Raw genomic sequence first — 23,328 nt, forward strand, 5'->3', positions numbered from 1 at the left:
GGGTCAGCAGCCAAGCTGAGCGCAGATCATGTCAAGGGTCTCCGGCGGGACGCCGTCGGGGAACTGCGCGTAAAGCCGCTCCAGAATCATCGGATCCAGGTCGGTGGGGATGCCCTGTTCCTGGGCCCACGCCTCCGCCTCCGGGCTGAGACCGCTGCTGCCGCCGCCCGTCGGCGGGCCTCCACCGGCCCCCGGGCTGCCTCCGCCACCGGGGTCGAGCATCCCGCTGGACATGGCATCCCTCATCGAGTCCTTGACGCCGTTCATCTTGTTTCCCATGTAGAGCAGGCTGGTGCCCGCGCCGGCGAGGAAGATCAGCACCCCCGCGAGCAGCAGCGCGGCGGCGTTCACCCCGGTGTGATGGCGATCGTAGAACGACCCGGGGGGCGGCATGCGCGCCGCGGCGACCCGGGGGCGGGGAGGGCGCTGGCTGCCGTGTGCACGTGTCCTGACGGGAGCGGAGGGGGTCATCGTCGGTGGCCTCTCACGGTGCGTCGCTGGGTCTCGTCCCGGCCACTCTCCCGGCCGAAGTTTGGAGGCCCGTCAGGTTCGCTTGTGAGTTCGCTGTGAGATCCGGGCCGCGCTTGTCCGCCGCGCGCCACCCATCGACGCTGGCCACGCGCGATGACACGAACGCGATGGGGCACAACGACAGGAGCAGTGACCGTGGCCGCATTGGCGAGCTGGTGCTTCCGGCACAAGTGGGTGGTGATCCTGCTGTGGCTGGCGGCCATGGCGGGCGTGACCGTGGCGGGCAACCGCGCCGGTGACGCGTACACCGACAACTTCGAGATGCCGGGAGCGGAGGCCTCGGAGGCGACGGAGCTGATGGACGCCGCTGCGCCCGAGCGGTCAGGCGACTCGGCCAACGTGGTCTGGTCCGTGGCGGACGGCGCCGTCACGGACGAGGACGTCCGGGACACCATGTCGGCCACCCTCGAGGAACTGGCCGGGCTGCCCGACGTCGGTTCCGTCGCCGGCCCCTACGGCCCGGACGGCGGTCGGCGGATCAGCGAGGACGGCTCCACCGCGTACGCGACCGTCACCTTCACCAAGAAGACGCCGGAGCTGGAGCGGGACCAGAAAGCTGGCTTCGTCGACACCGCCCGGGCCGCGAGCGGCGAGGTCGAGGGGCTTGAGGTCGAGGTCGGCGGTCACGTAGCCCAGGCTGGGGAGGAGGAGCAGGGCCCCATGGCGGAGCTGGTCGGCATCGCCGCGGCGGCCGTCGTGCTCTACCTGGCCTTCGGCTCGCTCTTCGGCATGCTGCTGCCCCTGCTGATCGCCCTCTTCAGCGTGGGCGTCGGCATCTCCGCGATGGGCCTGCTCGCCCACGCCATGGACGTGGCCGAGGTAGCCCCGACGCTCGGTACCCTGGTCGGCCTCGGCGTCGGCATCGACTACGCCCTGTTCATCGTCACCCGGCACCGCAACGGCATCAAGCGCGGCAGGACTCCGGAGGAGGCGGCGGTGGCCGCGCTCAACACCTCCGGCAGGGCCGTGCTGTTCGCCGGCGGCACCGTCAGCGTCGCCATCCTGGGGCTCCTCACGATGGGCATCGCCTTCCTCTACGGCATGGCGCTGGCGGTCACCGTGGTGGTGGCGCTGACGATGCTGGCCTCGGTGACGCTGCTGCCCGCGCTGCTCGGCGTGCTCGGCCTCCGCGTGCTGTCGCGGCGCGAGCGGCGCCGCCTGTTCGAGCACGGGCCCGCGTCCGAGGCGCCGACGGGCGCGGCCGCCCGCTGGTCGCGCTTCGCCGAACGCCACCCCAAGGTGCTCGTGGCCGCCGCCCTCGCCGTTCTGGTGGCGCTGTCGATCCCCACGCTCTCGCTGCGCCTGGGCTCCTCCGACGAGGGCAACGACGCCGAGGGCACCACGACACGCGAGGCGTACGACATGCTCGTCTCCGGCTTCGGGCCCGGCTTCAACGGCCCCCTGCAGGTCGTCGCCCAGACGGACTCCGGCGCCGAGCGCCGCGTGATGGCCTCCCTGGCCACGGACATCGCGGCGGCCGACGGCGTCGCGCGGGCCACCATGGTGCCCATCCCGCCGGAGAGCAGACTGTCGGTGATCGAGGTGGTCCCCGCCATCTCCCCGCAGGACGAGGCGACCGACGAGCTGATCAACCGGCTGCGCGAGGAGGTGATCCCGCCGGCGGTCGCGGGCGCCGGTGTCGAGCCGCTGGTGGGCGGCCAGACGGCGGTCTTCAAGGACTTCGCCTGCGGCATCACGGCGAAGCTGCCGATGTTCATCGGCGTGATCGTCGGCCTCGGCTTCCTGCTGCTGCTCGTCGCCTTCCGCAGCCTGGTGGTGCCGCTCACGGCGGCGGCGATGAACCTGGTCGCCGCGGCCGCCTCGTTCGGCATCCTCGTCGCGGTCTTCCAGTGGGGCTGGGGCTCGGAGGTCATCGGCGCCGGGCCCGGCGGGCCCGTGGAGTCCTTCCTGCCGGTGATCATGCTCTCGCTGCTGTTCGGCCTGTCCATGGACTACCAGGTCTTCCTCATCAGCCGAATCCACGAGGAGTGGGTGCACCGGCGGGACAACCACCGCGCGGTGCGCGTCGGCCTGGCGGAGACCAGCCGCGTGATCAACTCGGCCGCCACCATCATGATCTGCGTCTTCGCCGCGTTCGTGCTGCGGGGCGAGCGGGTCACCTCCGAGTTCGGCATTGGGCTGGCGGGCGCGGTCGCGCTGGACGCCTTCGTCATCCGCACCGTGCTCGTCCCGGCGCTGATGCACCTGCTGGGGCGGTCCAACTGGTGGCTGCCGGGCTGGCTGGACCGGCGACTGCCGCACCTGGCCGTGGAGCCGCCCGAGGAGGCGCCGGGCCCGCTCGCGCCCGCGCCCGGAGAGCCGGTCGCCGTCGGCGGGCATCTCACGACGGGGACACCCGGAACGATCGGCGGCACCGTCAGCAACGGCCAGACACCGCTGAACGCGGTCCGCGTGACCCTGGAGAGCGTCGGCGCCGGCCACAGCGTCGCGGTCATCAACGCCACCACCGTGACCGACGCCGACGGCCGGTTCGCGTTCACGCGGCTGGCTCCCGGCGACTACACGGTGACGGCCAGCACGACCAGCGGAGACGCCCCGGTCATCTGCCCCGTCAGACTGCTGGAGGGCTCGGAGCGCACCCTGGACATCTGGTTCGGATCGCCGCCCGAGAACGCCTGAGGCGCCAGGAGCCGCTGGAGCGCGACGTGGTCGAGCGAGGACATCGGGCTGTAAGACGGGGAGAGCGGCATGGTTCATAGGGGAAGACCGCGGGCTCACCTGCTGACGAAGTATTCGAGTACATCGCTCCTTACCAGCCCCCAACGCCCTCTCCTAGGGCCTGTATCGAGTCGTGATCATTGATTGGCTTGCGCGAGGTCCTTGATCCAGATCATGGAGGCGCGGAGGTGGAGTCCAGCGAGGTAGCTCTCGTGGGTCTTGTCGAAGCGGGTGGTGATGCCGCGCCATGCCTTGAGCTTGTTGGTCAGGCGCTCGACGGTGTTGCGCTCCTTGTACAACTCGGCGTCGTGGGTGATGGGCACTCGGGGACCGATAATCCGGGGTGCCGTCTCGCCGGGACATTCAGCGGCCTCTGCACGCGCTGTTCGCACCTACACTCGGCGGTGGCCCGCGTATCGAAGCGAGGGTCACCGCTTGGCAAGACGACGGGAAGGCACAGTGCAACGCATCGGGATCATCGGCGTGGGTGAGATCGGCCGGGCCCTCGTGGACGGCCTGTGTGAGGGCGACGAGGAGCCGCCGGAGATCTACCTCTCGCCACGAGGCGCCCGTACAGCCGCCGAGCTGTCTCAGCGGTATCCGACGGTGCATGTGTGCGCCGACAACCAGGACGTGCTGAACTGTTCAGAGTTGGTGATCCTCGCCGTCCGCCCCCAGGACCGTGTCGAGGCCCTCACCGGGCTCCGGGTCGGCGACGACAGGGTCGTGGTCAGCGTTATGGCCGGCGTCGCCATCAGCGAGCTGCGCCGCACGCTGGGCACCGATGGCCCCGTGGTGCGCGCCATCCCGTTGCCCTCCGCGCGCGAGCGCCGGTCTGTCACCGTGACCTGCCCCTCCCACCCGGCCGTGGACGACCTCTTCGGCAGCCTCGGCGGGACGCTCCCCGTCGCGGACGAAGCGACCCTCAACGTCTTCCAGGCGCTGACGGCCACGCTGACCACTCATTACCGGTATCTGGCCACGCTCGCCGATTGGGCTGCCCGGCAGGGCGTTCCCGCCGAGGGCGCGGACCGCTACATCCGCGGCCTCTTCCAGGGCGTCGGGCGCGCGCTGGGCGACGACACGCGCTCGCTGCAGCAGCTCGCGGGCGACCACGAGACACCGAAGGGACTCAACGAACGCCTTCGCACCACGTGGTTCGACCCAGCCAATGCCGAGGCCCTGACCAAGGCGCTCGACGCGCTCCTCGCAGACCTCAAGTAGCCGCGTCGGCACAGATCCCCGCTCCCCTCCTCATACCCACTCAACCAGTCAACAGAGTGAGCGCAGGCGTCTCCAGCACATCAGTGCGCACCCGAGGGTGAGGAAAGCCTCGTGGATGTCGTCCCGTATCTCCCAGCGGATCCGCAGGCGGCGAAACCAGTGCAGGTGGGCGAACGCGCGCTCTACTACCCGGCGTTGGGTTCCAAGGCCGGAGGGTTGCTCGGTGCCGCGGCGGGCGATGACCGGCTTCACGCCTAGGTCCCAGACGAGTCGGCGGTACTTGTCGTGGTCGTAGCCGCGGTCTCCGAGTGCGACGTCCGGGCGGCGGCGCGGTCGGCCGCGCTTGAGCGGTGACTACAGCCAGCTGCCGCGGCGCATGGGCTGCTCAGCCAGACCAACTCGTCCTGCTGACCCCCTCCTGACCGGCGCCCCCGCACCCCGTGCGGGGACGCCCATCCATGTCCGGCACGACTCGGGGACACGCTCCTCGACCATCATCTTTCGAAGCGCTTCGATGCTGGTTGGGAGCCCATGTGGCCCGAGAGGCCGTGAGGCAACGACGGAAACCCCCTGCGTCTCCTCGTCAAACAGCGATCACACTCGTCCCTTGAACTTCTGCCGCAGGGCTTGTGCGACCCGCTCATCAGTCCTAATCTCTGCGCGATCGAAGCGCTTCGATCACTCGTCTTACGTATAACGCATCGACGCCACGCGACACCCCCCACACGCGGCGCTCGGGCCCGGACGGCCCCTGACCCGCCCGGCCCGGAGCTACCACGGACAGCGAGGAGCAGTTCATGTCGCACAGCGTGATTCGCGGACCTCCGTACCGCAGAGCGCGGGTGGCTGAGCACCGGCGCTGATCCGGTACGACGGTGGCAGCCGGCGTGACGCGGGGAAGCACTGTCTCCGCCTCGCAACGTCTCCGATCCCCATCCGCAGCGTCCCACGGGCCCCGGTCTCGATCAGAGCCGCTGCGCACCGCAGCACATCGACAGTCCGGACAGCCTCCGGCGGAACGAGGCCGACCGGAACCGCTTGCTCAGGAATCAGTCAGGGACGAGGAGGTCCCCCCATGCGAATAGGAAGAATCAGCCGCGGGCGTCTGTCCGCGATGCTCACCGCCGCGGTCGCGGCCCTGGTCGCGGTGGCGGCGTTGCTCGTCGGCAACCCGGCTCAGGCGGGCACCAGCGACACCAAGCAGTGTTCTCTTCCATCGACGTACAACTGGTCCTCGACGGATGCGCTGGCGGAGCCGGCCAACGGGTCGGTCTCGCTGAAGGACTTCACCAACGTCGTCCACAACGGCCAGCACCTGGTCTACGGCTCGATCTTCAACGAGGCCGGGTACAGCTCGATGGGCTTCGCTCCCTTCACGGACTGGCCGGAGATGGCCTCGGCCCCCCAGACCCAGATGAACGTGAGCACGGTGGCGCCCACCCTGTTCTACTTCGCGCCCAAGGACATCTGGGTGATGGCGTCCCAGTGGGGTCAGTGGCCCTTCTTCTACAGCACCTCGAGCGACCCCACCGACCCCACCAGCTGGTCCCAGCCCCAGGAGCTGTTCACCGGCAGCATCCCCAACTCCGACACCGGCCCGATCGACCAGACCCTGATCGCTGACGACGAGAACATGTACCTGTTCTTCGCCGGCGACAACGGCAGCATCTACCGGGCCAGCATGCCGATCGGGGACTTCCCCAGCAGCTTCGGCTCCTCCTACGAGACCATCATGACCGACGCCAGGGAAAACCTGTTCGAGGGAGTGCAGGTCTACAAGGTCGACGGCCAGGACCAGTACCTCATGATCGTCGAGGCGATGGGCACCAACGCCGCGCGCTACTTCCGCTCCTTCACCGCCTCCAGCCTCGACGGTGAGTGGACCCCGCAGGCCACCAGCGAGGACAACCCCTTCGCGGGCAAGGCCAACAGCGGCGCCACCTGGACCGACCACATCAGCCACGGTGACCTGGTCCGCAGCAACCCCGACCAGACCATGACCATCGACCCTTGCAACCTGCAGTTCCTCTACCAGGGCCTGCCCCACGGCACCCCGCCGGACACCCCCTACAACGAACTGCCGTGGCGGCCGGGCTTGCTCACCCTGCAGCCCTGACCCGCCCGATCCACGGTGATCGCGATGCGGGGCGGTCCACCGACGCGTAGACGAGCGGTTTACGCCGTGGGCAACGTCACCCGCTGACCGATACCCACCGCCTTGAGGAACCCCAGCCGCGCGTCGGCCGGGGTTCCTCTCTTTCGTCGACTCCCCGGCCATCAGCGAACGACCCGGACACCCACGGAACGTGATCAAGCCTGCGCACGGGACCGGGTGGTGGTCCTGTACGCCCCGATCGTGTGGTCAGCGGGGGGCGAGCTGGCCGGTGGTCACGGCTGTGATGACGGCAACGGCGGTCCCGGCACACGCGAGGGCGTCGAAGCGTACTTCCGGCACGGTCGGGAACAGTGGGAGATTGCCGGGTCACTCCGCGCGTTCGTCATCCGGGCGGGCGCTCACGAGGCGCTCGCGGGGACGATCGGCTTGCGGTTCGAAGGAGAGGGCCTGACTCCCGTCCCGGTCAGGTGAATGTCGCGTACGGCCTCTACCCGTCCTGGAGGGGGCGCGGCCTGGCCACCCCGCGCGGTCCTCCTGGCGTCCCCAGTACGCGGCCAGTGAGGGCGGGCAGGAAGCGGTGATCCCGGTGGAGCCGGAGAATCCCGCATCTGCCGCAGTCGCACAGCGGGCAGGATTCACCCCCAGCAAGCAGACGCACGGCAAGGACGGCACACGGCTCGACTGGTACATCCGGGACCTGCTCGACGATCCCAAGTGACGGCCCTGCTGCCCTAGGTGTTCCATCCACAGAGGTTAGGAGCGATGAACAGCGGCCGGGACGTGTTTCTACGCCTTGGTGGTGTGCGCGGGGTGGGCTGAACTCCGTGCCGCCGCGCTGGCGGGGCGGCACGGCGGACTCTCTCAGGAGAGGGCGACGGTCATGCTGAATGACGCTGTGAGTCCTTCTTGCAGATGGCCGGGCACCATCGGTTGCACGTTCAGGAGTAGGTCCTTGCCGCCGGCGGACTGGTAGGGCCCTTCGGTCGTCTGCGGGGAGGTACCCGTGGTGGGCTCGCGGCCCGCATCGGCGCCGGCGAGGACATCCGTTGCCGGTCGGCCGTGGGCCGCCAGGATGGACTGCAGCCGCCGAACACGTCTGGTGCACACCTCGGTCCCCGTCGGATTCCCGACAGTATGAACAGCTGTCGATTCAACCAGACCTTGGCCCTGATGTGTCGTAGCGTCTCGATTACTCGCTGCAGTATGGACTGCGCCCGTCGAAGAAGAGGCACTCACAGATGAGTAATCTTCAGGGCCACCGCACCCGGGGCGGCCACCGCCCAGGAAGTGCCCACCTGCAACGGCAAACCCGCCACCATCACGGCAGAACCCGGCGGAGGGACCACCGGCGGAACGTTTGGCGACGACGTCATCATCGGCACCGAGGGCCAGGATCTGATCATCCGCTGAAGCGGCGTGGGCACCTGGGTCCCCACGCCGCCTTGCGGGTTGCCGCCTAGGCGGAGGTTCCGGTCACGGTCGTGCCGGTCTTGGTGATCGTGTAGTCGATCGTGCCGCCGCCCCAGAAGTGGAAGGTGAGGGTGACGGGCTCGTCGTCCCTGACCTCGTTGAAGAAGTCAGGGGTGAGGCTGATCGTGCCCGCATCGTAGTCGGGCCGGTAGGTCCACCAGAACTCCTTGAAGGCGGTCCACGTGTGGGGCCCGGCGTTGGTGCCGTCGGCGTACTTGGCCTCCATCGTGGAAAGCTCGTCGCCGTTGAACTCGGTCGGGATCGCGAAGCACGAGGAGTTGCAGTCCTCCCACTGGGACCAAGGTACGCGGTCCGTGGTCCCGGTGAGGTCGGAGATCTGCGGCGTGTCGTAGGTGATGACGTGGATCCGCCACGGCACACCGTCCGAGAAGCGGGCTTCGATCGTGCTGTTCACGCCGTAGGCGCGGTCGCCGGCGAGGCGGGTGAGCGCGGCGGCGGTGAGGGTGAGCGTGTCGCCCTCGACGGTGTAGTCGTCGCCCTCGGCCAACTCCGTGTCCCCGTGCCACAGTCCCTCGAACTCCAGGCCGTTGCGGTTGAGGGTGAGCGACTCGTCCGCGATGGTCCCGGCCTTCTCGAGGTAGATCGAGTCGAACGAGGCGGTGCCCGAACGCGTGGTCAAGCCCGTCGACATGTACGAGTGCAGGTGCGGGTCGCGCCATTCGAGCGTGTGGCGGTTGAGGTACGAGCCGGCGTCCCACAGCATCAAAGTCAGGTGCTGCTCCCGGGCCTGGAACATGATGCCCTCGAAGAGCTTCAGGAGCTCGCCGTACTGCTGGGACTGGGGGACGCCAGGGCGCGTGTAGTCGTAGCCGAGGACGCCCCACTCCCCGACGATGACCGGGATGTCGTTGTCGACGAAGGTGTCGTTCACGCGCTGGAAGGTGTTCTCAAGGTCCTGCTGGGTCGCCTCGTCGTAGGTGGTGACCCCGGCGACGTTGACGCTGAAGGGCCAGAACCCGTAGAAGTGGACGGTCGCGGCGATCATCGGGTCGTCGAGGGAGTCGATGGTGGCCTTGAGCGCGTCCAGGTGCGGCTGCTCGGAGTTGGTGACCCACGTCGGCAGCACCAGGAGCCGGTCCTCGTTGTTCCCGCCGGTGGCGCGGACGGCCTCGTGGAAGGCGACGTTGAGCGTGGCGGTGTGGGCGTCCTTGTTGGCCTCGTCAGTGGGGAACTGCGGTTCGTTGATGCTCTCGAACGACAGCTCGGACGGGTAGTCCTTGAACCGCTCGGCGATCTGGGTCCACATCGAGTCGAACTTCGCCAACACGTTCTCGCGGTCGTCCGGCAGCTGCTTGGTCCACATCTGGTCGTGCATGTTGACCATCACTGGGAGGTCGTTCGCGATCGCCCAGTCGACGACCTGCGCGACGCGGTCGAGCCAGGCCGGGTCGATCGTGTAGTCCGGTCCCGGGCCGGTGTGCTCGTCCCAGGACACCGGAAGGCGGATCGAGTTGTAGCCGTTGGCCTTGATGGTCTGGAAGAGTTCCTCGGTGATCAGCGGGTTGCCCCAGGCGGTCTCACCGCCCAGCGCGTCCAGGGTGTTGCCGACGTTCCAGCCCGGCTGCATAGCCGCGACCTGCTCCATGGCGGTGGTCGCCTGTGGCGGCTTCCGATCCGTTTCGGCGTCGGCGTTCGAAGCCAGGGCGGTCATAGGTATGGCCACCAAGCCGAGGAGGACCGCCACCAGGGCGATCAGGAGTTTGCGCTTTCGATGCTTCACAAGGTGTCCCCTTTCTGTGGGGGGTTGAGGCGGCTCGCGCCCCCGTAGGCGGAGGCGAGGGGGGGACGGTCGTGGCCAGTCGGGTTCTCACCGCTCGGAGCCACCGCCTGTGGGGAGCGGGGGGTGGGGCGTGGAGTCAGGTGTTCGTGTCGTTGGGGCCCGCCGTCATGGGTAAGACAAGGGTCGAAGCGCTTCGATGTCGGCTGACATTAGGACCGATGAAGGGGTCGCACAAGCCCAACGGCAAAAGTTCGATGAACGAGTCAGGACGCCCATTTGCGAGAGGATGCAGGGGGTTTCCCCTGTTTCCCTGACGACCTCTCGGCGCCAGTGGGTTCTCAACCAGCGTCGAAGCGCTTCGAAACTCTGAGGTCGCCGCCGCAGCCCTCGTCCTGCTTCAGCTCGAGTACGACCGCACCATCTGAACGATCACGCAACGGCATGAGCCATGACTGGAGTGGTTCAGTCACGGCGGGAGGCGTTCACCTGGTGCCGATTGCCCCGCAGGAGAAGAGCGGCCCTCGAACCCCGGGCGGGCGGTGAGCTGGCGGTGTCAGGGGCGAGACGGTCACGCAGATCGCGCTGTGGCGGTACCACGAGAACCTCGGTTTCCACGATCGTCGACCGGCTCAACGCCGACCCACAGCGTTACCCGCCGCCGGTCCCACCCGGCGGCACACGGGCCCGGGGAAAGTGGGCAAGTCCTCGGTCTCGGAGATCCTGCGGAACCCGAAGTACACGGGGTACCAGGTCTTCAACCGCCGCGCCACCCGCTCGAAGCGCGGGGCGCACAACGACCCCTCTCTCTGGGTCCGGTCTCCGGAGGCCGTGCATGAGCCGCTCATCCCGAAGTGGATGTACGACGAGCTGGAGCAGCGCCGGAACGCCAAGCGTGGCTCGCGCGATGGCGGGGAGCGCAACAGTCATCCGCTGACGCGGCGGACCTACGTGCTGCGCGGGATGGTGCGCTGCGCCTGTGGGCGGCGTATGTCCGGCGCCCATCGGAAGGGGAACACGTATTACACGTGCTGGCCCCGGCGTAACAACCGAGGACGCCCCGACGTCTACGCCGGACACCCGAAGACGGTCTACCTGCGCGAGAGCCTCCTCCTGGAGGCGGTCAGCGCCTTCTACGGCGACCGGGTCTTCGGCCCGCACCGGCGAGAGCTGCTCGCGGCGGAGATCGCGAGCGTGGACGACCGCGCGGCGAGACTGCGAGAGGCCGAGCGAGAGCGACGTCAACGCGCTCTCGCGGACATCTCCCGCCGCCAGGACAACATCCTCAGACAAGCACAGGACAGCGAGCCCGGAGACCCGTTCGCCGAGGGCCTGCGACGCAGCTACAACGAGCTGGAGGCCCAGCGGAAGGCCACCCTCGCCCTGCTGGCCGAGCTCGACGACGCCGAGGCGGCCGAGCCGGCCCGTGCCAGCGCCGACACCGCCGAGCTGCTCGACGCGCTCCCGCTCCTGCGGCTGAGCCTCGACCGTGCGCCCGAGCGGCTCCAGCGGCGTCTGTACGAGGTCACGCAGCTCACCATCACCCTGCACCAGGACAGCGACGACGTGACCCTGAGCATCAAGCTGCCCGCCGAGCAGCTACCAGCGGTCACTCACGCGGCCGAAAGGATCGACATCATGCCCCAGCACACAGAACAGCCCGCGACAACCAAGATCGCGAGCTGTGGTGTGGATGCTGTACGTACCCCCGACGGGATTCGAACCCGCGCTACCGCCTTGAAAGGGCGGCGTCCTGGGCCACTAGACGACGGGGGCTGGCGGGCCGCCTCGGCACCCTGCGGTGCGGTTGGGGGCGCAGGCAGCATAGGCGATGGGGCGGGCGATCAGCAAAGCGATTCGGGTTGGGCCGGCCGGGTCAGCCCCAGCCGAGCTCGTGGAGGCGGGCGTCCTCGATGCCGAAGTGGTGGGCCACCTCGTGGACGACCGTCGTGGCCACCTCCTCGACGACCTCCTCCGGGGTCTCGCACAGGCGCAGCGTCGGGCCCATGTAGATCGTGATGCGGTCGGGCAGCGCCCCGGCGTACCACTCGCCGCGCTCGGTGAGCGGTATGCCCTCGTAGAGGCCCAGCAGCCCAGGGTCCTCGGGCGGGGGCTCGTCCTCCACGAACACGGCGACGTTGTCCATCAGCCTGGTCAGCTCGACCGGGATCAGGTCCAGGGCGTCGCCGACCAGCTCCTCGAACGCATCGCGCGTCATCTCCAGCACGCTGCCATTCTCGGCCATGGCGGGTGCGCGGCGCACCGCGCACCCGCCACCGCGTTCCCCGATCCGTGTCAGGCGCCGATGCGTCCGTAGCCGTCGCGGGTGACGGTCAGGACGGAGGGGCGCGGGAGCGTGCCCTGGCCGTCGGGCCAGTGGGAGCCGGGGGTCTCGTAGCTGGCGCCGTCGAGCTCGCCGGGGTGCTGGACCGCGACCAGCACCCGCCGGTCCTCGACGATCGGGCCGCAGGTCTCGGCGCCTATCGGCACGGTCAGGAACTGCTTGACCTGGCCGCGGCGCCGGCCCTCGAGCGGAACGCCGAACAGGCCGTCGTTGCTGCCCAGGGCGTTGCCGTCGGTGGAGATCCACAGGTTGCCGTGCGGGTCGAACGCCAGGTTGTCGGGGCAGGAGATCGGGCTGACCTGGTCCTTGGGGAAGCCGGCGAAGTACGTCGACGGGTCGGCCGGGTCGCCGCAGACCAGCAGCAGCCGCCAGCCGAAGCGCAGCGCGGCGGCGTCGCCCCGCTTCTCCTCGACCTCGACCACCTGGCCGTGCTTGTTGGCGTTGCGCGGGTTGACCTCGTCGGGCCCGGCGTAGGTTCCGACGCCGCGGTTGGTGTTGTTGGTGAGCGCGATGTAGACGGCGCCGGTCTTCGGGCTGGCCTCGATGTCCTCGGGGCGGTCCAGCTTGGTCGCGCCGGCCTTGTCGGCGGCCTGCCGCGTGAAGACGTAGACCTCCTCGGCGCTCATCCCGTCGACGAAGGACTCGTCACCGGCGGCCAGCGCTATCCACTCGCCGACGCCGTCGAACGCGCCGTCCTCGGGCAGGGCGCCGGTGCCGTCGATCTCCTCGGCCGGGCTGTTGCCGGTGAACTTCGCCACGTAGAGGGTGCCGTCCTCCAGCAGGCCGCAGTTGTGACGGCGCGCCCGCTCGTCGGTGCCGGACATCATCCGCCTCTTCGAGACGAACTTGTAGAAGTAGTCGAACCGCTCGTCGTCGCCCATGTAGACCGCCACGCGGCCGTCGCCGGTGACGCGGATGTTGGCGGCTTCGTGCTTGAAGCGGCCCAGCGCGGTGTGCTTGCGCGGCGTGGACTCCGGGTCGTAGGGGTCGATCTCGACGATCCAGCCGTGGCGGTTGACCTCGTTCGGCTCCTGCGCCAGGTCGAAGCGCGGGTCGAACCGCTCCCACTTGCGCTCGCTGTCGGTCCCGGCGATCCCGTAGCGGGCCAGGCGGGCCGCGGCGACCGGGTCGGTGACGGAGGCGGCGTTCCCGAAGTACTGGTTGAAGTTCTCCTCGGCCGAGAGGATCGTGCCCCACGGGGTGGTGCCGCCGCTGCAGTTGTTGAGCGTGCCCAGCGCGGTGGTGCCGGTCGGGTCGGCCGAGGTGGCCAGCAGCTCGCTGCCGGCGGCCGGGCCGGTGAACTCGAACGGCGTCGTCGCCGTGATGCGCCGGTTCAGCCGGTGCCCCACGACCGGGGTCAACGCCCCCGAGCGGCGGTCCTCGTCCAGCACGACGACCGTCAGGCCGTGCGCCGCCCACGCCGTCTCCACCTGCTCGCGGGTCGGGTTGTCCGGGTCGTACCCGGGGAACATCATCTCCTCGCTGGTGTACTCGTGGTTGGCTACGAGCAGCCGCTTGCCCCGCTCCCAGAGGAGGGGCAGCAGGCCGAGGTAGTCGCAGTTGTAGCCGAACTGGGCCGCCTGCGCCGCCGCCGTCTGCCGGGCCGGCGTGAACTCGGGCGCCCCGCTCAGCACCGGGTCGCCCCAGCGGATCACGATCTGCGACTCGTAGCCGGGCGGCACGGTGACGGCGTCCGCCCGGTTCGGCGCCACCGGCTCGAAGCCCAGGCCGCGCGGCCCGCTCCCGGCGGCGCCGCCCGCGCCGTCGCCGTTGCCGCCGCCCCGGGACGCGGACGCGGTCGCCGCCAGCACGCCTCCGCCGACGCCGGCCGTGACGCCCACCACGGCACCGGCGCGCAGCAGCGAGCGGCGCGAGACGGCGCCGGCGATCAGGTCGCCGAGGTAGGAGTTCTCCGAGGTGTTCGGCACGGCGTGGCTACACGCGTCACCGCAGCGGTACCGGCAGGTCAGTGCGGCGCGTCCCCCCGGGTGCCCCGGGTGCGAGGAGAGCAGCGGCAGGGGCACGATCCGCTTCTTGTCGCGGTCGTCGGGGGATGGGTGGGACACGGTTCCTCCAGGACTGGACTGGACTGGACTCCATACGGAAGAAATATGGACGGTCTTGATGCATCTCGTTGCAGGAAGCTATGCGGAGATTCAGCCATCCTGGCCAAAGCGCGCGTGAACAACCAAAGAACGAACACCGCCGGGGTGCCCCGGCTGGCCCCGGGTGACCCCTGGCGGAACCGGTTTGCGCGCGAGGCGACACCGTGCGTATGCTTGTAGATCGTTTGATCCCACTTGCCCGGCGCCCCGCGTAGCGCGCCGTGTGGCGCGTTCCTCGTCCAAGCCGTGGCGGACCGCATACAGGCGGTCATGAGCACCTGCGGAGCCGGAGCCAAGGCGCGTGCCGACAACGACTCCGGAAGGGTCTCCACTTCGCATGTCCGCAACTGCCACCGTCACCGCGTCCGACACCGAGCTACTGCCGCCGGACGAGCCGACCACCACCTTCGCCGACCTCGGCCTGCCGCAGCCCATCGTGCGCCGCCTCGCCGAGAACGGCGTCACCACGCCGTTCCCCATCCAGGCCGCCACCATTCCCGACGCCCTCAACGGGCGCGACGTGGTGGGCCGGGGCCGCACCGGCTCCGGCAAGACCCTCGGCTTCGGCCTGCCGACCCTCGCCCGCCTGACCGGCTCCCGCAGCCGTCCGGGCCACCCGCGCGCCGTGATCCTCACGCCCACGCGCGAGCTCGCGATGCAGGTCTCGGCGGCGCTTGAGCCGTACGGCGTGCTGCTCGGCCTGCGCATGAAGGTCGTCTGCGGCGGCACCTCCATGGCCAACCAGATCTACGCCCTGGAGCGCGGCGTCGACATCCTCGTCGCCACGCCGGGGCGGCTGCGCGACGTGATCCGGCGCGGCGCCTGCTCGCTGGACGAGGTCGAGATCGCCGTGCTCGATGAGGCCGACCAGATGTCCGACCTGGGCTTCCTCCCCGAGGTCACCGAGCTGTTCGACATGCTGCCGGCCGGCGGCCAGCGGATGCTGTTCTCCGCGACGCTGGAGCGCGAGATCGACACGCTGGTGCGGCGTTACCTCGTGGACCCCGTCAGCCACCAGGTCGACGCGGCGCAGGGCGCCGTCACCACCATGAGCCACCACGTGCTGGTGGTGAAGCCGCAGGACAAGGCGCCGCTGACCGCCGCCATCGCGGCGCGCGAGGGGCGCACGATCGTCTTCGTGCGCACCCAGCTCGGCGCCGACCGGGTCGCCGAGCAGCTCCGCGAGGCGGGCGTGCGGGCGGACGCGCTGCACGGCGGCATGACGCAGGGTGCGCGCACCCGTACGCTGGCCGACTTCAAGGACGGCCGTGTGCGTGCGCTCGTCGCGACGGACGTCGCCGCGCGCGGCATCCACGTCGACGGCGTCGACGTCGTGCTCAACGTCGACCCCGCCGGTGACCACAAGGACTACCTGCACCGCTCCGGCCGCACGGCGCGGGCGGGCCGCTCCGGGACCGTGGTGTCCCTCGCCCTGCCCCACCAGCGGCGCACCATCTTCCGCCTGATGGAGGATGCGGGCGTGGACGCTGCGCGGCACATCATCGGCCGGGGCGACCTCTTCGCCGACGAGCTGGCGGGGATCGTCGGGGCGCGCTCGCTGAGCGAGGTCCAGGCCGAGTCCGCCTCGCGCGCCGCGCGGCACGCGGAGCGGGAGGCGGCGCGGCTGGAGCGCGAGCTGCGGCGGGCCCAGGAGCGCGCGGCCGAGCTGCGCGTGGACGCCGAACGCCTGATCGGCCGCGCGGCGCGCGAGCGCGGCGACGACCCGGCCGAGGCGATCGCCCAGGCGGCCGCCGAGGCGGAGCGGGAGGCGGCGCGCGAGGAGCGCGAGGCCCGCGAGGCCGAGCAGCGCGCGCGGCGCGCCGCGGAGCGGGAACGCGAGCAGCGGGAACGCCGCCCCTCCCAGGGCCGGGACCGGGACCGCGGCGGCGACCGCGGCGGCGACCGGCGTGGCGGTGGCTACCAGGGCCGTGACCGCGACCGTGGTGGCTACCAGGGCCGTGACCGTGACCGCGACCGTGACCGTGGTGGCTACCAGGGCCGTGACCGCGATCGGGACCGGGACCGGGACCGCGGCGGCGACCGCGGCGGCGACCGGCGGAGTGGCGGCGGCCTCCAGGGCCGCGACCGCGACCGCCGCCCCTACCCCCGCGACGGCTTCCGCCGCACCGACAAGCCCGGCTGGAAGCGCGGCTAGTCCTCGGGAGGCGGCCGGGACCACGACCCCCGGCCGCCCCGCCCACCCGGGCCTTCACTCACCGTCGCCAGAACCCCTCGCCCCGTCGCCCTGCCGCGCTCCTTGCTGGACCACCCCTACGCGCGTTGATCCCCCGCAAACAACCACATACCACCCCACCCCGGGTCACTTATCGCCTCGGACGGGGCCCGAGAGGGGGGCTATGCTGCTCCTCACGGGCCGTTAGCTCAATTGGCAGAGCAGCGGACTTTTAATCCGTTGGTTGTGGGTTCGAGTCCCACACGGCCTACCCGTGGAGACCTGGTCAGACGGCGTGTGAGCCGGGACCACAGGCGGCAGCTCGGCGATTCAAGGCGTTTGCTGGCCCGCTGCTGGCCCGAGCGCTACGCGATCACGCATAGCTGAGTGCCGTCGGCAGTCGCCTGGGGGCAGAACCGCCGGCGGCCCGTCTGTGGGGTGGCGCCAACCTGTAGGACATGTGGCCCGTGACCGGCAGATCCTGCCTGGTCGGACCTGTCCGGGTCTAGACCGAATCGATGATCCAATTCTGTCGGTGGCCAGCTACTGACATCCAACCATGATCATCCGAGCGTGGCCGGGTGCCGGTGACCCGCCCTCGCCCCGTGTGCTCCAGCGGCGCCGCGAGATCGGCGACCGCATCCGGGGCGTCATGCTCCACGCCAACCTCACGCAAGAACGCCTGGCAGAAGCCACGGGACTTTCTCGGGACACGATCATCCGCGTGGAGCTGGGGACCGCCGACGCCCGCCTGTCGTGGCTCATCGCCATCGCCGACGCTTGCGGCACCGAGCTTGCCGACCTGGTGCGGTAGCCCTCGCGCCCCGGAGATCAACGGTCCGCATGCGCGGACGTGTCCGACCGCCCGGAGGCCCCGGCCACGTGTGGCGGCCGGGGCCGGTTCAGCTCCCCGCTCGGTCGCGGACGCAGGCCGTGCAGATCCACGTCGCCCGCAGCACCCGGCGCTGCTTCGCGTCCGGGTGCTCCTCGCACTCCGGCGGAGGCGGGGCGGTGTCGATCGTCGGCCGGTGCACCATGTCCTTGATGCGCGGGGGTTCGCGTGGATCGACTGCGTTACTTGCCATCGTCGTCCTCAGGCGGAGGGGGCGGCGGCGGGGTCACGATCTCCTGCTCGAACACGTCGTACCCGTTCACCTCGTCCTCGTCTGGCATGGTCACCTCCTTTCCTACCCATCGGCCGGGCCTGGTGGTGTGCGGCCTGCCGAGGGCTGCGGGCCGGACAGGTGGGCGTCGTCAGTCGCAGTCGCACAGGTCGCCCGTAGGGCCGCACTTCTCGCATTCCAGCGCCTTGTACTCCTCCTTCTCCTCCGGTGTGAGGTCGTCCTAGGTGAGATCGCGCTCGCCGGGGTCGCCGGGCTCTCCCATGACTCGGTCCCTTTCTGTGGTGTGGGTTGGGGCGCCCCGGGCCCTGTTTCCCGGGGCGCCCCGGTCCCTGCTCCGGCCCGGCGTACCGTGGGCCGGTCCGTCCGGCCCTCGGGCCGGAGCAGGGGACTGTGGGTGCCCGCCCCCGGCGGGGGGTGGACGCCGGGGCAGGCAGCTTGGGGGCGTCAGGGCGGCGGCGGGGGGTCGGGCAGGCGGTGCAGCCCGTCCAGGACTCGGCGGAGGGTGTACACCGTGGTGTCGTGCCAGCAGTAGGGCAGGCACGCTGCCAGCGGGAGTCGCTGCCCGTGGTTGGTGATGACGCCGACGGGCCGGGCGCGGACGCCGAGGCGGCGCCCGCACCACACGCAGTCCGCGCGGATCTGCTGCCGTAGCGTCAGCGCCTCCAGCTCCGGCAGCGCCTCGGCCGTCGTCTGCTCGCGCTCGGCCGTCACGGCGGTCACCGCGCCCGCTCCGGCTGCGCGGGCAACTCGACGGGCCGCAGGGCGTCGAGGGTGTCGCCGGGGCCCATGAGCCGGGCCTGGCCGCCGGGGAGTATCAGCGTGACGGCGTCGCGCCTGCCGCCCACGGCCCGCATGTCCGTGACGATGATCTCCCGGCCCTCGATCCATACGATGTCGCCGGGGCGGATCGTCTCGGGCGTGACGACCAGGGAGACGTACCCGAGGCGCACCGGTCGCCGCCTCACCGCTGGGCCTGCTGCCTCGGGACGATGCTGTCCCACGCCAGCCGGAGCACGACGGTGCCGGCGGTGATCTCCCACGCCGCTTCGTGCACTTCGTCGGCCGTGACCGCGTCGTGTGCCGACAGGCACTCGGTCGCGATCTCGTCGTCCAGGTCCCGTAGGGCGTCGGCGGCGTCCTCGTACACGCCGACCAGTTCGTGTGATCTTTCGAAGCGCTGCACGCTGGTGAGCACCCACACGCCGCCGCCCATCCGGGTGGCGTAGCAGATGACGCGGGCGCGCACGTCGTCCAGGCCGAGGACCTCGTTGCTCGGTGGTGTGGGGCGTGGCGGCAGCAAGTCGTCCAGGGCCACGGGCGCGGGCGTCTCCACGGCGCTCACCCCCTCGGCCTCGGCCGCTTGGGGCAGCTCCGCGCGTGATCGGACTCGTCGCCCTCGGACATCCAGGCATCGCAGTACCCACACTTCACCGTCCGCCGCACGGGTCGCCGAAGGTGGGGCGGAAGCGGCGGCGTGGCCGGGGGCGGCGAGGGTTGGGCTGGCTCGCTCTGCTGTGGCATAGCGCGCTCCGTCATCGAAAGCCGAGTAGTACGGCGAGTCTCGTGGCGATGACGGGGGGTTAGGAATGACCGGCTGGGGTTACCAAGGCGGTAATAGACTCGCCCCCCGCACTGACCGTTACTGAGTGCATGACGCACGTCGGAGATGGCCGCCATGACCGCAACGCCGCCCCTCATCTCGCCGGACCTGCTCACTAGAGAGGACCTGACGCGCGCGCTGGCGGAGCATGACTTCGCCAGCGCGTTCGCCCTGCTGAAGAAGTACGGCGGCCTCAGCCAGAACCGCATTGCTGCGGCCTGCCGCCTCACGCCCGGCAAGGTCTCCAGGATCGTCAACAACTCGCACCAGGTGACCTCTTACGAAGTCATCGCTCGGATCGCCGACGGTCTACGCATCCCTGGGCACCTGGTCGGCTTGGCCGCGCGCCCCTGGGAAACACGAGAAGCCTCGCCCACACCACCACCGTCGGCCCCCGCTCAGCCCACCGAACAGCCCTGGATGCCCGAGGCAACCGTGAGCCTCGCAGCCCGACTCACAAGGAACGACCTCGTGATGGATCGCCGTGCCGCCTCACGTGCCCTGGCCGCCACCGTGGCGTCAGGTGCTTCGTTGCTCGACTCGCTCGAAGGCTGGCTCCAGAATGCCCGCAGGAGCCCGGAAGCCCAACGGGTGGGGCGGCTGGGAGGCCGCGAGGTCGAACAACTGGAGCAGACAGCCGAGGCGTTCCGGAGATGGGACCACCAGTTCGGTGGCGGCCTGCGACGTAAGGCTGTGCTCGGCCAGTTGAACGAGGTGGCCGCAGCCCTGGAGGAGCACCAGACCCCCGACATCGAGCGGCGTCTCTTCCGCGTGCTCGCCCAGCTCGCCGGGACGGCGGCCACGATGGCCTGGGACAGTGGCCTCCAGCGCACCGCGCAGGACTACTACCGGCTCGCCCTCCGCGCCGCCCATGCTGGCGAAGATCGCGCGTTCGGCGCCAACGTCCTGGCCGGCATGGCGCGACAACTGCTCTACCGGGACCGCCCGCAGGATGCCCTCGAACTCGTGCGGCTCGCTCAGGACGGATCACGCGGAGCCGTCGGCGCCCGGGTGCGCGCCATGCTCCACACCCGCGAGGCATGGGCGTTCGCAGCGATGGGGCGGCCAGCCGCGTTCCACCGCGCCACCGCGCACGCTGCGGAGGCGCTGGTCGACGCAACCACGGACAGCGAGCCCTACTGGATTCGGTACTTCGACGCCTCCGAGCTGGCAGGAGTGACCGGGGGGCGCCTACTGGACATGGCTCGGAAAGATCCCCGCGCCCATGCCGACGCTGCGGCAGAGCAGATCCGTCAGGCGATCACAACCCGGGGGCCCGAGGCTCGACGGAGCCACGCTCTCGATCGGATCGGCCTCGCCGAATGTTCGTACCTGCTCGGAGACCTGACCGCAGCCGTCGCGGAGACCCACCGCGCCGTAGACGCCTCTTCCCGAACCCAGTCCAGCCGTGTCCGGGCACAGCTTGGCAACCTGTACCCCTACACCGTAGGGCGCAGCGCCTCAGCGCCTGTGCGGGAAGCCCGCGATAGGATCCGCGACCTGCTATCAACCGGATAGAGAGGGCCACATGACGACCATCGCCGTGACCGGGCACATGGACCTCACCGAGAAGAGCATCCCGCTCGTTCGGGCGGCGCTCCGCGATCTGCTCACCACCTACGCAGACGGCCTCATCGGCGTGTCCTGCATCGCGAAGGGCGCTGACTCGCTTTTCGCTGAGGCCGTGCTTGAAGCGGGTGGCCGACTGGTAGCGGTCATCCCTTCGCGGGACTACCGGCAAACCAAGGTGAAACCCGACCACGCGGCGACCTTCGACCGGCTGGTGGACACTGCGGCAGAGGTGCATCAGGTGCCGCACGAGACAGCGAACCGCGAGGCGTATGAGGCGGCGAATAAGGTGCTGTTGGAACGCGCCGACCGGCTGGTGGCGGTATGGAACGGGGAGCCGCCCAGCGGTAAGGGCGGGGGCACGGCCGACGTCGTCATCCAGGCCCGGGAGGCTGGCCTGCCGGTAGACGTCGTGTGGCCGGACGGCGCAGCGCGACGCGACTAGCTCCATCCGAGCCGACGGGCCCGCCGCTGGTGGGAGGGCCATTCTGCTGGCCCGCTGCTGGCGCGGACGCCCCGGGCTGGACGGTCGTGACGGACGCGATAACACGTGATGACCCGAGGCGCTGCCCTCTGACCTGCGACGGTGCAGACTCACCGGACGCACCGGAGTGGGCGGTCCGCAGGTCGAGGAGGTAGGCGGGTCGGTGGGGGACCCGGTCCAGAACGGCCCTCGCTCCGGCCCGGGGTCCCGCGCAGCGAGCAGGCGACGCGCGCGGCGGGCCTTCGCGGCGATGCGGCGGCGTTCGTGCTGCGGCAGGGCGCTGAACGCCTCGGTGGTGGCGTGGGCGCGCAGCTCGCGGTAGTGGGCGGCGAACTCCGGTTCGAGCTCGGGGTGGTGGCGGGCGACGTAGCCGGTGACGCGGGCGAAGAGTGACGCGGGGATGCGGGGATGGGCGAAGTCGTTGCCCATGAAGTGGACGGGGGCGTCCGGGTGGCGCAGGTTGTGCTCGCGTGTCCACGTGATCACGTCGAGGTATTCGCGAACGCCCCACGGGAAGGCGCCGCCACCGAACTCCTCGGCCATGATGGCGCGAGAGTCGCCGGTGCCGTGCAGGGCGTGGGCGGCGCCGGTGAGGCTGGACAGGACCGTCCGCGAGCCGCCGGCCGCGGCGGGGCGTGCCGTGGCGGCTGTGGCGGCTGTGGCGAGGACCGCGCCGGGCAGAGCGGCGAGCAGCGCTCGGTGTGAGGGGTGGGTGTACGGCATCCGTCTTCCTCGGACGGTGACGACGGCGAACGCCTCTCACCCTCCGTGAGCCCCCGCCTGGCCGCCATCCGGTCAGCCACCGTTCGACGGTGGGGCAGCTCCACCTACCGCGTCAGGTGAGGCCGAGGCGTTCGCGGCAGGGCGCGCGCGGGCGCGGGTGCTCCCGTTCCCCGTCCAGCCGCGGGGACGGAGCATGCTCAGTGGTCGTCCCAGTGACCCTCGTGAGCGGCGTGGCGGTGACCGTCGTGCACGTAGTCGACGTGCTCCCCGTGGGGCACCGCGACGTGGCCGCAGCCCTCGCCGTGCTCGTGCGCGTGGCCATCGTGCGTGACGTGCCCGCTCGGCTCGCACTCGTCGACGTGGTCGTCGTGGATGCGGTGGAGGTGGCCGTCGTGCGCGTAGTCCACGTGGTCTCCGTGGGGGAGGGCGACGTGGCCGCACCCCTCGCGGTGCTGGTGGACGTGCTCGGCGTGGAAGGCGTGTGTGGTGGTCATGCTTGTCTCCGTTGTTGGTGATGTGGGCGCTATTCATCCAATTGTGCGCCCTGTCGCCGCCACCGGAGAGGAACGCGACGCCGTGTCCTCGGGGGCCCGTCAGGCGTGAGACGTCAGGCGTAGGGGTCGAACGGGATGCCCGCCGGCAGGGCGCGCTCCAGGTGAGTGCTGAAGCTGCCGTCCTTCAGGCCGAAGGTCGCGCTGCCGAAGTCGGCCTGGCTCAGGCGGTCGCGCAGGTCGCCGGGGTAGCCGTTCCAGCCGACCAGCGCCGGGAACTGCCAGGCGCCCTCGTGGTTCTCGGGCGGCTCGTCGCCCGTGGTGGCGGGGCGGAAGGCGTGGGTGCCGATGCCGTCCTTGTGGTAGACGATCTTGGGGTGGGTGCCGTCCCACTGGATCTGGTCACGGCCGTAGACGTTGAAGTCGCCGTGGGCGGAGGTGGCGACGTACTCCGCCTCGGCCTGGCCCTCCGGCACCCACACCACGACGTGCTCCCAGTCGTGGCGGTGCCCGCCGACGCTGCTGCCCGCGAGGGCCTGGTCCTTCTCGAAGTACAGGCCGTACATGATGGCGCACCAGCCGTTGTTGCAGGTGTAGCGGGCGTACCCGTTGGTGTTGTCGAGGTCCCAGGCGTCGCGGCACTCGCCGCTGAGGTCCCCGGTCGGGTTGAGGCCGCCGTTGACGATGCCGTCCGGGCCGATGGCGGGGGTGGGGTAGCAGCCGTCGGTGTCGTAGTCGTACGCCGGCTGGAAGGCGTCCTCCAGCGCTTCGGCGCTCGCGGCCAGGGCCGGGGGCGGGTCCGCGAGGGCGGTGCCCGGGAGGGCGACGACCAGGGCCAAGGCGCCGGTGAGGATGGCGAGGATGCGAACTGCTCTGCGGATCGGCGAACCCGTCTTCGTCTTCACTGCGTGCGTCCTCCTGGTCGGCCGCGGTGTGGGGGTGGCGGGGGTGGGGGGT

At 70.4% G+C, this 23,328-nt stretch carries 18 protein-coding genes, 2 tRNA genes and 5 pseudogenes; 11 read left to right on the forward strand and 14 right to left on the reverse strand.

The annotated features are described in order from the left end of the window. Positions 1 to 3: 3 nt before the first annotated feature. The gene (locus ACTWQH_RS28205; protein WP_443289605.1) at positions 4 to 351 is read right to left on the reverse strand and encodes a hypothetical protein; all 348 of its coding nucleotides are present in this window, start codon (positions 349 to 351) and stop codon (positions 4 to 6) included. Positions 352 to 666: 315 nt separating this feature from the next. On the opposite strand from ACTWQH_RS28205, the gene ACTWQH_RS28210 reads away from it, so the two are divergent. Continuing rightward, positions 667 to 3,171, forward strand: a complete 2,505-nt coding sequence (locus ACTWQH_RS28210; RefSeq protein WP_443289606.1) for an MMPL family transporter — start codon at positions 667 to 669, stop codon at positions 3,169 to 3,171. A gap of 176 nt (positions 3,172 to 3,347) precedes the next feature. Here ACTWQH_RS28210 and ACTWQH_RS28215 read toward each other — a convergent pair. Then, positions 3,348 to 3,530, reverse strand: a pseudogene (locus ACTWQH_RS28215) (IS5/IS1182 family transposase); the annotation flags it as partial. A 139-nt stretch (positions 3,531 to 3,669) separates the two neighbouring features. On the opposite strand from ACTWQH_RS28215, the gene ACTWQH_RS28220 reads away from it, so the two are divergent. Next, entirely contained in the window at positions 3,670 to 4,434 is a 765-nt protein-coding gene (locus ACTWQH_RS28220; protein ID WP_443289607.1) for an NAD(P)-binding domain-containing protein, read from the forward strand. 48 nt (positions 4,435 to 4,482) lie between these two features. On the opposite strand, the pseudogene ACTWQH_RS28225 reads toward ACTWQH_RS28220, so the two are convergent. After that, positions 4,483 to 4,776: pseudogene (locus tag ACTWQH_RS28225) on the reverse strand (IS5/IS1182 family transposase); the annotation flags it as partial. Between the two features lie 817 nt (positions 4,777 to 5,593). Here ACTWQH_RS28225 and ACTWQH_RS28230 point away from each other — a divergent pair. The 3 genes and pseudogenes from ACTWQH_RS28230 to ACTWQH_RS28240 all read left to right on the forward strand — a co-directional run. Continuing rightward, positions 5,594 to 6,550, forward strand: a pseudogene (locus ACTWQH_RS28230) (non-reducing end alpha-L-arabinofuranosidase family hydrolase); the annotation flags it as partial. Positions 6,551 to 7,127: 577 nt separating this feature from the next. Then, positions 7,128 to 7,268, forward strand: a complete 141-nt coding sequence (locus tag ACTWQH_RS28235; RefSeq protein ID WP_443289608.1) for a hypothetical protein — start codon at positions 7,128 to 7,130, stop codon at positions 7,266 to 7,268. Positions 7,269 to 7,837: 569 nt separating this feature from the next. After that, the gene (locus ACTWQH_RS28240) at positions 7,838 to 7,960 is read left to right on the forward strand and encodes a hypothetical protein (protein ID WP_443289609.1); all 123 of its coding nucleotides are present in this window, start codon (positions 7,838 to 7,840) and stop codon (positions 7,958 to 7,960) included. Between the two features lie 46 nt (positions 7,961 to 8,006). Here the strand turns inward: ACTWQH_RS28240 and ACTWQH_RS28245 are convergent, their stop codons facing one another. Next, entirely contained in the window at positions 8,007 to 9,761 is a 1,755-nt protein-coding gene (locus ACTWQH_RS28245; RefSeq protein ID WP_443289610.1) for a cellulase family glycosylhydrolase, read from the reverse strand. A 693-nt stretch (positions 9,762 to 10,454) separates the two neighbouring features. Here ACTWQH_RS28245 and ACTWQH_RS28250 point away from each other — a divergent pair. Continuing rightward, positions 10,455 to 10,877, forward strand: a pseudogene (locus tag ACTWQH_RS28250) (recombinase family protein); the annotation flags it as partial. A gap of 584 nt (positions 10,878 to 11,461) precedes the next feature. Here the strand turns inward: ACTWQH_RS28250 and ACTWQH_RS28255 are convergent. The 3 genes from ACTWQH_RS28255 to ACTWQH_RS28265 form a co-directional block, all read right to left on the reverse strand. Then, positions 11,462 to 11,534: transfer RNA gene (locus tag ACTWQH_RS28255), tRNA-Glu, on the reverse strand. Positions 11,535 to 11,634: 100 nt separating this feature from the next. Continuing rightward, positions 11,635 to 11,985 (reverse strand): metallopeptidase family protein, encoded by a 351-nt coding sequence (locus ACTWQH_RS28260; RefSeq protein ID WP_443289611.1) that lies wholly within the window; start codon positions 11,983 to 11,985, stop codon positions 11,635 to 11,637. Positions 11,986 to 12,053: 68 nt separating this feature from the next. Continuing rightward, positions 12,054 to 14,126, reverse strand: coding sequence for a PhoX family protein (locus ACTWQH_RS28265; RefSeq protein WP_443289624.1), 2,073 nt, complete (start codon positions 14,124 to 14,126; stop codon positions 12,054 to 12,056). A gap of 418 nt (positions 14,127 to 14,544) precedes the next feature. On the opposite strand from ACTWQH_RS28265, the gene ACTWQH_RS28270 reads away from it, so the two are divergent. The 3 genes from ACTWQH_RS28270 (at position 14,545) to ACTWQH_RS28280 (ending at position 17,194) form a co-directional block, all read left to right on the forward strand. Further along, positions 14,545 to 16,362 (forward strand): DEAD/DEAH box helicase, encoded by a 1,818-nt coding sequence (locus ACTWQH_RS28270; protein WP_443289612.1) that lies wholly within the window; start codon positions 14,545 to 14,547, stop codon positions 16,360 to 16,362. Positions 16,363 to 16,578: 216 nt separating this feature from the next. Beyond that, a tRNA-Lys gene (locus tag ACTWQH_RS28275) sits at positions 16,579 to 16,651 on the forward strand. 288 nt (positions 16,652 to 16,939) lie between these two features. Next, a complete protein-coding gene (locus ACTWQH_RS28280; RefSeq protein ID WP_443289613.1) occupies positions 16,940 to 17,194 on the forward strand; it encodes a helix-turn-helix domain-containing protein in 255 nt (84 codons plus the stop codon). Between the two features lie 88 nt (positions 17,195 to 17,282). Here the strand turns inward: ACTWQH_RS28280 and ACTWQH_RS28285 are convergent, their stop codons facing one another. From ACTWQH_RS28285 to ACTWQH_RS28300, 4 genes are all read right to left on the reverse strand, one after another. Then, positions 17,283 to 17,465 carry a hypothetical protein gene (locus ACTWQH_RS28285; RefSeq protein ID WP_443289614.1) on the reverse strand — a complete coding sequence of 61 codons (183 nt, stop codon included), beginning with the start codon at positions 17,463 to 17,465 and terminating at the stop codon, positions 17,283 to 17,285. Positions 17,466 to 17,948: 483 nt separating this feature from the next. Then, positions 17,949 to 18,224, reverse strand: a complete 276-nt coding sequence (locus ACTWQH_RS28290) for a hypothetical protein (RefSeq protein WP_443289615.1) — start codon at positions 18,222 to 18,224, stop codon at positions 17,949 to 17,951. Beyond that, entirely contained in the window at positions 18,221 to 18,469 is a 249-nt protein-coding gene (locus tag ACTWQH_RS28295; RefSeq protein WP_443289616.1) for a hypothetical protein, read from the reverse strand. Before ACTWQH_RS28295 ends, ACTWQH_RS28290 begins: the two co-directional genes overlap by 4 nt. After that, positions 18,466 to 18,837 carry a hypothetical protein gene (locus ACTWQH_RS28300; RefSeq protein ID WP_443289617.1) on the reverse strand — a complete coding sequence of 124 codons (372 nt, stop codon included), beginning with the start codon at positions 18,835 to 18,837 and terminating at the stop codon, positions 18,466 to 18,468. Before ACTWQH_RS28300 ends, ACTWQH_RS28295 begins: the two co-directional genes overlap by 4 nt. A 333-nt stretch (positions 18,838 to 19,170) precedes the next feature. On the opposite strand from ACTWQH_RS28300, the gene ACTWQH_RS28305 reads away from it, so the two are divergent. Beyond that, a complete protein-coding gene (locus ACTWQH_RS28305; protein ID WP_443289618.1) occupies positions 19,171 to 20,622 on the forward strand; it encodes a helix-turn-helix domain-containing protein in 1,452 nt (483 codons plus the stop codon). A 10-nt stretch (positions 20,623 to 20,632) separates the two neighbouring features. Beyond that, complete coding sequence (locus tag ACTWQH_RS28310; protein WP_443289619.1) at positions 20,633 to 21,118, forward strand: hypothetical protein; 486 nt, start codon at positions 20,633 to 20,635, stop codon at positions 21,116 to 21,118. 258 nt (positions 21,119 to 21,376) lie between these two features. Here the strand turns inward: ACTWQH_RS28310 and ACTWQH_RS28315 are convergent. The 3 genes and pseudogenes from ACTWQH_RS28315 to ACTWQH_RS28325 form a co-directional block, all read right to left on the reverse strand. Beyond that, positions 21,377 to 21,880, reverse strand: a pseudogene (locus ACTWQH_RS28315) (erythromycin esterase family protein); the annotation flags it as partial. Positions 21,881 to 22,077: 197 nt separating this feature from the next. After that, the gene (locus ACTWQH_RS28320; RefSeq protein WP_443289620.1) at positions 22,078 to 22,374 is read right to left on the reverse strand and encodes a hypothetical protein; all 297 of its coding nucleotides are present in this window, start codon (positions 22,372 to 22,374) and stop codon (positions 22,078 to 22,080) included. Between the two features lie 113 nt (positions 22,375 to 22,487). Further along, positions 22,488 to 23,276, reverse strand: a complete 789-nt coding sequence (locus tag ACTWQH_RS28325) for an NPP1 family protein (protein ID WP_443289621.1) — start codon at positions 23,274 to 23,276, stop codon at positions 22,488 to 22,490. Positions 23,277 to 23,328 lie beyond the last annotated feature (52 nt).

This window comes from Streptomyces sp. 6N223, assembly GCF_052246635.1.
GTDB lineage: Bacteria > Actinomycetota > Actinomycetes > Streptomycetales > Streptomycetaceae > Streptomyces.